Here is a 241-nt window from a genome sequence, read left to right on the forward strand (position 1 = left end):
ATTTGAACTCTACTCGAAGGTTTAGTGCTATAAACCCTTTTTATCTTTAACGTAATGTTTCCACTTCTAAATGCAAAAAACCCGCTAATCTTTCGATTAACGGGTTTTTCTTAATTTGGCGGTGAGATAGAGATTTGAACTCTAGAAGGGCTATAAACCCTTGCTGGTTTTCAAGACCAGTGCTTTCGACCACTCAGCCATCTCACCTGAATGTCTTAAAACAATTGCTTGCTTGAAGACG

Annotated in this window: 1 tRNA gene; it reads right to left on the minus strand. The window is 38.6% G+C overall.

What is annotated here, in order from left to right:
* Positions 1 to 116 precede the first annotated feature (116 nt).
* Positions 117 to 207: transfer RNA gene (locus H4J39_RS00010), tRNA-Ser, on the minus strand.
* Positions 208 to 241: the final 34 nt, after the last annotated feature.

The sequence above is a fragment of the Colwellia sp. Bg11-12 genome, from assembly GCF_014076955.1.
In the GTDB taxonomy this organism is placed as follows: Bacteria; Pseudomonadota; Gammaproteobacteria; order Enterobacterales; family Alteromonadaceae; genus Colwellia_A.